At 58.1% G+C, this 9,194-nt stretch carries 13 protein-coding genes; 10 read left to right on the forward strand and 3 right to left on the reverse strand.

Annotated elements, in window-relative coordinates; all coding sequences use genetic code 11:
* The 3 genes from GS12_RS21100 to GS12_RS21110 all read left to right on the forward strand — a co-directional run.
* Window positions 1-946, forward strand: a 946-nt coding sequence (locus GS12_RS21100) for an elongation factor 1-alpha C-terminal domain-related protein (RefSeq protein WP_034950544.1), incomplete at its 5' end; no start/stop codon positions are given.
* A 1-nt stretch (window position 947) separates the two neighbouring features.
* A complete protein-coding gene (gene cysC, locus GS12_RS21105; RefSeq protein WP_034950546.1) occupies window positions 948-1,556 on the forward strand; it encodes an adenylyl-sulfate kinase in 609 nt (202 codons plus the stop codon).
* Window positions 1,557-1,608: 52 nt separating this feature from the next.
* Window positions 1,609-1,926: a DUF3561 family protein gene (locus tag GS12_RS21110; RefSeq protein WP_034950550.1), complete on the forward strand. Its 318-nt coding sequence runs from the start codon at window positions 1,609-1,611 to the stop codon at window positions 1,924-1,926.
* A 4-nt stretch (window positions 1,927-1,930) separates the two neighbouring features.
* On the opposite strand, the gene GS12_RS21115 is transcribed toward GS12_RS21110, so the two are convergent.
* From GS12_RS21115 to GS12_RS21125, 3 genes are read right to left on the reverse strand one after another with little or no spacing between them, the layout of a single operon-like run.
* Window positions 1,931-2,653, reverse strand: a complete 723-nt coding sequence (locus GS12_RS21115) for an amino acid ABC transporter ATP-binding protein (RefSeq protein ID WP_034950570.1) — start codon at window positions 2,651-2,653, stop codon at window positions 1,931-1,933.
* Complete coding sequence (locus GS12_RS21120) at window positions 2,640-3,404, reverse strand: amino acid ABC transporter permease (protein WP_034950553.1); 765 nt, start codon at window positions 3,402-3,404, stop codon at window positions 2,640-2,642. The genes GS12_RS21115 and GS12_RS21120 overlap by 14 nt, the downstream gene beginning before the upstream one ends.
* A 47-nt stretch (window positions 3,405-3,451) precedes the next feature.
* The gene (locus GS12_RS21125) at window positions 3,452-4,213 is read right to left on the reverse strand and encodes a basic amino acid ABC transporter substrate-binding protein (RefSeq protein ID WP_034950555.1); all 762 of its coding nucleotides are present in this window, start codon (window positions 4,211-4,213) and stop codon (window positions 3,452-3,454) included.
* 195 nt (window positions 4,214-4,408) lie between these two features.
* On the opposite strand from GS12_RS21125, the gene ftsB reads away from it, so the two are divergent.
* The 7 genes from ftsB to GS12_RS21160 all read left to right on the forward strand — a co-directional run.
* On the forward strand, window positions 4,409-4,708 hold the full coding sequence (gene ftsB / locus GS12_RS21130) for a cell division protein FtsB (RefSeq protein WP_034916585.1): 300 nt from the start codon (window positions 4,409-4,411) through the stop codon (window positions 4,706-4,708).
* A 3-nt stretch (window positions 4,709-4,711) separates the two neighbouring features.
* The gene (gene ispD, locus GS12_RS21135; RefSeq protein WP_034950558.1) at window positions 4,712-5,410 is read left to right on the forward strand and encodes a 2-C-methyl-D-erythritol 4-phosphate cytidylyltransferase; all 699 of its coding nucleotides are present in this window, start codon (window positions 4,712-4,714) and stop codon (window positions 5,408-5,410) included.
* Window positions 5,410-5,889: a 2-C-methyl-D-erythritol 2,4-cyclodiphosphate synthase gene (ispF, locus tag GS12_RS21140; RefSeq protein ID WP_034916582.1), complete on the forward strand. Its 480-nt coding sequence runs from the start codon at window positions 5,410-5,412 to the stop codon at window positions 5,887-5,889. Before ispD ends, ispF begins: the two co-directional genes overlap by 1 nt.
* Window positions 5,889-6,938, forward strand: coding sequence for a tRNA pseudouridine(13) synthase TruD (gene truD / locus GS12_RS21145; protein ID WP_034950560.1), 1,050 nt, complete (start codon window positions 5,889-5,891; stop codon window positions 6,936-6,938). Before ispF ends, truD begins: the two co-directional genes overlap by 1 nt.
* Window positions 6,939-7,179: 241 nt before the next feature.
* The gene (gene surE, locus GS12_RS21150) at window positions 7,180-7,941 is read left to right on the forward strand and encodes a 5'/3'-nucleotidase SurE (protein WP_034950563.1); all 762 of its coding nucleotides are present in this window, start codon (window positions 7,180-7,182) and stop codon (window positions 7,939-7,941) included.
* Complete coding sequence (locus tag GS12_RS21155; RefSeq protein ID WP_034950564.1) at window positions 7,935-8,561, forward strand: protein-L-isoaspartate(D-aspartate) O-methyltransferase; 627 nt, start codon at window positions 7,935-7,937, stop codon at window positions 8,559-8,561. Before surE ends, GS12_RS21155 begins: the two co-directional genes overlap by 7 nt.
* 143 nt (window positions 8,562-8,704) lie before the next feature.
* The coding region (locus tag GS12_RS21160; protein WP_034950568.1) for a LysM peptidoglycan-binding domain-containing protein at window positions 8,705-9,194 on the forward strand (490 nt) is incomplete at its 3' end.

The following is a 9,194-nucleotide window of genomic DNA, read 5'->3' on the forward strand; positions in this document are numbered from 1 at the left end:
GCATCTGATTGTGGCGGTGAATAAAATGGATCTGGTGAACTACAGCCAGGATACCTTTGAGCAGATCAAACAGGATTACCTGGATTTTGCTGAACAGCTACCGGGCGATCTGGATATCCGCTTCGTGCCGCTGTCGGCGCTGGAAGGCGAAAACGTGGCGACGCCGAGCGTAACCATGAACTGGTACAGCGGCCCGACGCTGCTGGACGTGCTGGAAACCGTTGAGGTACAGCGCATTGTCGAACAGCAGCCGATGCGTTTTCCGGTGCAGTATGTGAACCGCCCTAACCTGGACTTCCGCGGTTACGCCGGGACGCTGGCGTCGGGCGCGATAGCGGTCGGTCAGCGCGTGAAGGTGCTGCCGTCCGGCGTGGAGTCGTCGGTGGCGCGCATCGTCACCTTCGACGGCGACCTTGAGCAGGCGCAGGCGGGAGAAGCGATTACCCTGGTGCTGAAGGATGAAATTGATATCAGCCGTGGCGATCTGCTGGTGGATGCAGACGCGGATCTGAAACCCGCGCAGGCGGCCAGCGTTGACGTGGTGTGGATGGCCGAGCAGCCACTGTCGCCGGGCCAGAGCTTCGACGTAAAAATCGCCGGTAAGAAAACACGCGCGCGCGTAGAGGCGGTGCGTCATCAGGTTGAGATTAATAATCTGACACAGCACAGCGTGGAAAGCCTGCCGCTGAACGGTATCGGCCTTGTCGATGTCATCTTCGACGAGCCGGTGGTGCTGGACAGCTATCAGCAGAACCCGGTGACCGGCGGCATGATTTTCATCGATCGCCTGAGCAACGTGACCGTCGGCGCCGGACTGATCCGCGAACCGCAGAAAGAGAGCGTTCAGGCACGCGGCGATTTCAGCGCGTTTGAACTGGAGTTGAATGCGCTGGTTCGTCGGCACTTCCCACACTGGGGCGCACGCGATCTGCTGGGCGGTCAATAATATGGCTGCGGAGCATGATGAAAACGTTATCTGGCATTCGCACGCGGTAACGCGTGCGGAGCGCGAGCAGCAGCATGGCCATCGCGGCGTGGTGCTGTGGTTTACCGGGCTTTCCGGCTCCGGTAAATCCACGATAGCAGGCGCGCTGGAGAAGGCGCTGCACGATCTTGGCATCAGCACCTATTTGCTGGACGGTGACAACGTCCGGCATGGTCTGTGCCGCGACCTGGGCTTCAGCGATGACGATCGTAAAGAAAATATTCGCCGCGTTGGTGAAGTGGCGAAGCTGATGGTGGACGCGGGACTGGTGGTGCTCAGCGCCTTTATCTCTCCGCACCGCGCGGAGCGACAGATGGTGCGCGATATGCAGGGCGAAGACGGGTTTATCGAGGTATTCATTGATACGCCGCTGGCCGTTTGCGAAGCGCGAGACCCGAAAGGGCTGTATAAAAAAGCCAGGGCGGGCGAACTGCGTAATTTCACCGGCATTGACGCTGTCTATGAAGCGCCTGAACGTGCTGAGCTTCATCTCGATGGCGAACAATTGGTAACAAAATTGCTGGTTCAAGTGTTAGATCTGCTGCGCGAGCGCGATATCATCAAAGCCTGAGACTCCACGGCGAACCGTCGAAGATGCGGGGCCGTAAGCCAACAGGACACCTATGCAAAACGTGACGCCGATGCTGGCCCGTAAAGACGATCGTGACCGGGAGCCCTCCTGGTCACTCCCCGGAGGCGTGGTCGGTTTCGCCTCGTACTGGTTCGCGCTGGCGATCCCGTTTGTGCTTTACGGCGCCAACACGCTTTTTTTCTTCCTCTATACCTGGCCGCTGTTTCTGGCGCTGCTGCCGGTGTCGGTGCTGATTGGCATTGCCACCAGCGTGCTGCTGCGCAGCCACCTGCTGCTGACCATTGTCGTTACGCTGGCGATGGTGATTTGCCTGTTCTGGCTCCTGTTTTCATTCCTGAGCGGCTGGTAAGCGGTTACAGCACCTTGCTTAAAAAAGCCGCCGTTCGCGGGTTTTGCGGCGCGGTAAAGAGCTGCTCTGGCGATCCCATTTCCTGGATAATTCCCTGATCGATAAACATCACCCGATCGCTGACCTCGCGCGCGAAGGCCATTTCATGGGTGACGATAACCATCGTCATGCCTTCATGCGCCAGCGTTTTCATCACCGCCAGCACTTCACCAACCAGCTCAGGATCGAGCGCCGAGGTTGGCTCGTCGAACAGCATGATCTTCGGCTCCATCGCCAGCGCACGGGCGATGGCAACACGCTGCTGCTGACCACCGGAAAGGCTGTTCGGCCAGGCGTTAAGCTTGTCGCTCAGGCCGACCTTCTCCAGCAGCGCCGTTGCACGCGCCTGGGCCTGACGGCGTGAAAGCTTCAGCACGTCCATCGGTGCCATCATCAGGTTTTGCATCACCGTCATGTGCGGAAACAGATTAAAGCGCTGAAACACCATGCCGACCGATTCGCGCAGCCTGTTGATATTGGTTTTTGGGTCAGCCAGTGCGAAGCCGTTGACTTCCACCTGGCCGCCGTCAATGCTCTCCAGCCCGTTCAGGCAGCGCAGAAACGTGCTTTTTCCTGAGCCGGACGGGCCGATAACGCACACCACCTCCTGCGGCCGTATGTCGCAGCTGATGCCGCGCAGGACGTGGGTATCGCCAAAGTTTTTCTGTAAATTTTCAACGTGAATCACTTTTGCCAAACCTCTTTTCCAGTAGTTGAACCAGCAGCGACAGCAGGAAGGTAAACACCCAGTACACCAGCGAAATCACCAGGTAGGGTTCCCAATAGGTGGCGTAAGCGCCGGACACGGTACGCGCGGCATAGGCCAGATCGGCCAGCCCGATGGCAGAGGCAAGCGACGAGTCTTTCACAATGGCAATCGCGTTGTTGCCCAGCGGCGGCAGCATGCGGCGAAACGCCTGCGGCAGGATAACCTTGCGCATGGTGCGGGCCCAGGTCATCCCCAGCGAGCGCGACGCCTCCATCTGGCCGCGATCGATAGACTGTATACCGGCGCGGAATATTTCCGATACGTAAGCGCCAGCGTTCAGGGTGATCGCCACAATGCAGGAGAGAAAAGCACCGTAATCGGATCGCAGTGCGCGCGCGAACTCAGCGGACATCAGCCCGCCGCTGACCAGCATGCCGTCGCGCGGGTTAATGAACAGCGGGATCAGCGCGAAGTGCACCACCATAATCTGCACAAACAGCGGCGTACCGCGAAAGGCGCTGATATAGATGCGAACCGGAAGCTGCACCGCAAAGCGCAAAACCTGCTTCCACGGGCCATGCGGCGCCTGTGCCAGGCGGCCCAGCCCCAGCGTTAACCCCCAGAGCGTACCGGTTATCACGCAAATCAGGGTGCATTTTAGGGTCATGATGGCGCCGTCGATAAACAGCGGCAAATATTCCTGAATGATTTCCCAACGAAATCCTGACATACAGCAATCCTGTGAGGTGGACGCCATATGATATGGCGTCGGGTAACTTATTGGGCGGGCAGCGTGGGAACGTTACTATCGAACCAGGTGCTGTAGATTTTTGCGTAGGTGCCGTCGGCGATGATTTTCTTCAGGCCGGCGTTGATCTTATCGCGCAGCGCATCGTTGCCTTTTGCAACGGCGATGCCGAAGAACTGACGTTCGAATTTCGCATCAGGCACCAGCGTGAATTTCTTCTCAGGATGGGTTTTTATGTAGTATTTCACTACGCCAACGTCGCCTACCGCCGCTGAGATACCGTCTTCATACAGTTCCTGAAGCATCAGCGGCGTGTTGTCGAACCGTTTGATATCGGTGCTGTTTTTACCTAACACGTCGGAAACCACGATATCACCTGTGCTGGAGTTCACCACGCCGACCTTATGCGTTTTCAGCGCGGCCAGGGAATTGATGGTTGAACTGGCAGGCACAACGATGGACTGCTCGGCCGGGAAGTAGGGCGCGGAGAAATCGACCATTTTTTGACGTTTGTCGGTAATGGTGATGCCGGAAATAATAATATCGCGATCGCCGGAATTTAAGGTGGCGAAAATGCCTTCCCATGGCGTGTTAACCAGCCTGATGTCAAAATTCTCTGCTTTGGCGACGGCCTTGATGATGTCGATATCAAAACCTTCAAGCTGCTTTTGACTGTTTTCGTATTCAAACGGGCGGTAGGTGCCGCCGGAGCCGACGACGTAAGTTTCAGCCTGGACGCTGCCAACAAACAGCGACAGCGCCACGCCGATGAAAGCGATTTTTTTCAACATGATTTCTCCTGGCAGTGAAAGGGCTTTTAAATTTATGCATTTTAAGTGCATAAAAATACAGTTTGCGACGATGGCTGGCAAGTTTTGTTTGCCGCAGTTATGCACCTGTTAGCGGAGTGTTGGCTTAATTTCATTTGCCTGGTGGAGTCCGGCGGGAAGTTATGGGATGATTGAGCCGTTTTTCAGGGGGCGGGGATGGGAAAACTTACGCTGCTGTTACTTGTATTACTCGGCTGGCTGCAATATTCGCTTTGGCTGGGCAAGAACGGCATACACGACTACACACGTGTTAATGAAGATGTTGCGGTGCAACAGGGCAATAATGCGAAACTCAAAGCGCGAAACGATCAGCTGTTTGCAGAAATCGACGATCTTAACGGCGGTTCTGAAGCAATTGAGGAGCGCGCACGCAACGAGCTGGGGATGATCAAGCCCGGCGAAACGTTCTATCGTCTTGTGCCGGATCAGAACCGCCGCAGTGCTCAGCAACGATAAGCCATGAACAGTATTACAGCTATTGTGCCCGCTGCCGGCATCGGCAGCCGCATGCAAGCGGAACGTCCTAAGCAGTATCTCACCATTGGCGATAAAACCCTTCTTGAGCACGCTATTGCGGGGCTACTGGCGCATCCGTCGATCGGCCGCGTGGTAGTGGCCGTCAGCGCAGGCGATCCTTATTTCTCCGCGTTGCCGGTAGCCCGCGATCCGCGCGTGACCCGCGTCACCGGCGGTTCAGAGCGTGCGGATTCGGTGCTGGCCGGATTGCAGGCGGTTACCGCCGCGTCCTGGGTGCTGGTACACGATGCGGCAAGGCCCTGTCTGCACCTCGACGATCTCTCGCGACTGCTCTCCATTGCCCGCACCAGCCGGGTTGGCGGCCTCCTCGCCGCGCCGGTTCGCGACACCATGAAGCGCGGCGAGCCGGGAAAAAATCGCATTGCCCACACCGTGGATCGTAACGATCTCTGGCATGCGCTGACGCCGCAGTTTTTCCCCACCGACCTGCTGCGCGCCTGCCTTGAGCGGGCGCTGAACGAAGGCGCGACCATCACCGATGAGGCCTCGGCGCTGGAGCACTGCGGCTATCATCCCGAGCTGATCGCTGGCCGTAGCGACAATATCAAGGTAACGCGGCCGGAAGATTTGGCGCTGGCCGCCTTCTACCTGACTCAATTACACAATAAGGAGAGCGCGTAATGCGTATCGGACACGGTTTTGACGTACATGCATTTGGCGGCGAAGGCCCGCTCATCATCGGCGGCGTACGCATTCCTTATGAAAAAGGGCTGCTGGCGCATTCCGACGGCGACGTGGCGCTCCATGCGCTGACCGACGCCCTGCTTGGCGCCGCCGCGCTTGGTGATATCGGCAAACTGTTCCCGGACACCGACGCCGCCTGGAAAGGTGCCGACAGCCGTGAGCTGCTGCGTGAAGCCTGGCGTCAGATTGCAAAAAAAGGCTACCGCGTGGGCAACGTCGACGTCACGCTTATCGCGCAGGCACCGAAAATGCTGCCGCACGTTCCGCAGATGCGCATCCATATTGCAGAAGATTTGGGTATCCATATGGATGAAGTGAACGTTAAGGCCACCACTACCGAAAAACTGGGCTTTACCGGACGCGGCGAGGGCATTGCCTGCGAGGCGGTGGCGCTGTTGATCAGGGCCGCGGACTGATGGGCTCAGGCGAACTGAGCTGGCTGCACGGTCGGCCAGCGGCAACCGGCGTGGTCAAGGCCAGCCCGGAAGATTTTGTGGTCATTGAAGATCTCGGTTATCGGCCGGATGGTGACGGGGAGCAGGTGCTGGTGCGTCTGCGCAAGACCGGCTGCAACACCCGCTTCGTGGCCGAAGCGCTGGCGAAATTCGCCGGTATCCCGCCGCGCGACGTCAGCTTTGCCGGAATGAAAGATCGCCATGCGGTTACCGAGCAGTGGTTCTGCCTGCGCATTCCGGGTAAAGAGACGCCGGACTTCCTGGCGTTCAACGTTGAAGGCTGCGAAGTGCTGGAGAGCGCGCGTCATCGCCGCAAGCTGCGCACCGGCGCCTTGCAGGGCAATGCCTTCAGGCTGGTATTAAGATCCATTTCCAACCGCGAAGCCGTGACGCAACGTCTGACCCAAATCGCTAAATGCGGCGTGCCGAACTACTTTGGCGAACAGCGTTTCGGCCATGCGGGCAATAACCTGACCATGGCTCGCCGCTGGGCGGCAGATGAGATCCGCGTGCGTGAACGCAACAAACGCAGCTTTCTGCTCTCGGCGGCGCGCAGCGCGCTGTTTAACCAGATAGTGAGCGAACGACTGGCGCTGCACGGCTCGCTGAGCAGGGTGATGGCGGGCGATGCGCTACAGCTCACCGGGCGCGGTAGCTGGTTTGTCGCGAACGAGTCAGAACTGGCGACGCTCCAGTCACGTGTTGATAACGGCGAGTTGCGGGTTACGGCACCGCTGCCGGGCAGCGGCCCATGGGGCACGCAGTCCGCCGCACTGGCGTTTGAGCAGCAAAGCCTTAACGCTGAAGCGCCGCTGATCGCCCTGCTTGAGCGTGAGCGCGTTGATGCCGCCCGCCGTGCACAGTTGGTCGTCCCGCGCGATCTGCGCTGGCACTGGCAGGACGAGGCGACCGTCGAACTGAGTTTTTGGCTACCTGCGGGAAGCTTTGCCACCAGCCTGGTGCGTGAAGTGCTTATAAATCAGGGCGATAATATCGATATTGCCGAATAGCCTTCAGGCCTGCTGTTCGCGTCGCTCCCCGCAGGCGGGGTAAGTAAACTTACCGCAGGTGGTCGTTGGGGCGCTCTGAATCGTTTAAACATTTGCCCCTACCACTGGCCGCGCCTTGCGGCTAGAATGCTTCAGTCCATCACAGAGAAACAGATCGCCAACAGACCGGCAGGACCCTGACCGAATATGAAGTTCAGGGTGTCCGCTTCAGGTCTGTTCATATCACAGGGTTATGCTTCACATGCGGATATTGCTGAGTAATGATGACGGTATTCAGGCGCCGGGCATTCAGGCGCTGGCGACGGCACTGCGGGAATTCGCAGAGGTACAGGTTGTTGCGCCGGATCGCAACCGCAGCGGCGCGTCTAATTCACTGACGCTGGAAACGCCGCTCCGCACCTTCAATTACCCCAACGGCGATATCGCTGTGCAGATGGGCACGCCGACCGACTGCGTCTACCTGGGCGTCAACGCGTTGATGCGCCCGAAGCCGGATATTGTGGTTTCAGGCATCAATGCAGGGCCAAACCTCGGCGATGACGTGATCTACTCCGGCACGGTCGCCGCTGCGATGGAAGGCCGCCATCTTGGCCTGCCCGCGCTGGCGGTTTCACTCGACGGACATCTGCACTATGACACCGCCGCCGCCGTGACCTGCTCTGTTCTGCGCGCGCTGCTTAAAGAACCGTTGCGCACCGGTCGTATCCTGAATATCAACGTACCGGATCTGCCGCTGTCTGAGATCAAAGGCATCCGCGTGACCCGCTGCGGCAGCCGCCATCCCAGCGATCAGGTTATCCCGCAGCAGGATCCGCGCGGCAATACCCTCTACTGGATTGGGCCACCGGGTGAAAAGTTTGATGCCGGCCCTGATACCGATTTTGCCGCCGTTGACGAGGGCTATGTCTCCGTTACCGCTCTGCATGTGGATTTGACCGCGCACGGCGCGCAGGACGTGGTGGCGGACTGGTTAAAAACAGCTGGAGTCAGCCTCGAATGGTGAGTGGACGCATTGACACGCTACTGGCCCAGCTCCGCCAGCAGGGAATTGACGACGAACGGCTGCTGAAAGCCATCGAGGAGGTGCCGCGCGAACGGTTCGTCGACGAAGCCTTTGAACATAAGGCCTGGGAAAATACTGCCCTGCCTATCGGTTCCGGTCAGACCATTTCGCAGCCTTATATGGTAGCCAAAATGACTTCGCTGCTGGAGCTGACGCCTGAATCGCGCGTGCTGGAGATTGGCACCGGTTCAGGTTATCAGACTGCCATACTGGCCCACCTTGTTGAACACGTCTATTCTGTTGAGCGTATTAAAGGGCTGCAATGGCAGGCCAAACGTCGGCTGAAGCAGTTGGATCTGCACAACGTTTCCACGCGCCACGGCGACGGCTGGCAGGGATGGCCGTCGCGCGGCCCCTTCGAGGCGATTATCGTTACGGCGGCGCCGCCTGAGATCCCCATTGAGCTGATATCGCAGCTTAGTGACGGCGGAATTCTGGTATTGCCGGTTGGTGAAGAGCAGCAGCAGCTAAAACGCATTCGCCGTCGCGGTGGTGACTTTACCGTCAATACTATCGAAGCCGTGCGTTTCGTACCGTTGGTCAAGGGCGATCTGGCCTGATCGCCCGCGTACGCAATTGCACACATCTGTGAATGGCAGGCGGACGGCGAAGTTGTTACTATCTCAAAAATTTAACTTTTATGTAAACAGGCGTCCGGCAAGGCCGTGAAGCCGTCACAGTTTTGCCGTAACGGGGGATTTGAATGAGCACGGGAAGCCCAATTTTTACACTACGCCGGATTGCGGCCGTTTCGCTTGTGGGCTTTTGCCTGACAGGCTGTTCAAGCGATAACACACAGGCACCGATCAGTTCCGTTGGCAGCCGCAGCGGTGAAGACATGAGCACCGCTGGCGCGAGTACCGCCGGTAGCGAGGGCGGCGGCGGGTTGATTAATCGTCCTGCTTCTATTTCGACCAATGCGCCTGTTCAGGCACCGGTCAGCGCGCCTGTCATGACGAATTCCACACCGGAAAGCAACGTTGCTACCCAAAATGGACGTATTGTTTACAATCGCTCGTATGGGAATATTCCTAAAGGTAGTTACAGCGGTCAGACGTATACGGTCAAGCGAGGCGATACGCTGTTCTATATTGCCTGGATTACCGGCAATGATTTTCGCGATTTAGCACAGCGCAATAACGTGGCCGCCCCCTATGGCCTCAATGTGGGCCAGCAGTTGCAGGTTAGTAACG

The sequence above is a fragment of the Erwinia oleae genome, from assembly GCF_000770305.1.
Classification (GTDB): domain Bacteria; phylum Pseudomonadota; class Gammaproteobacteria; order Enterobacterales; family Enterobacteriaceae; genus Erwinia; species Erwinia oleae.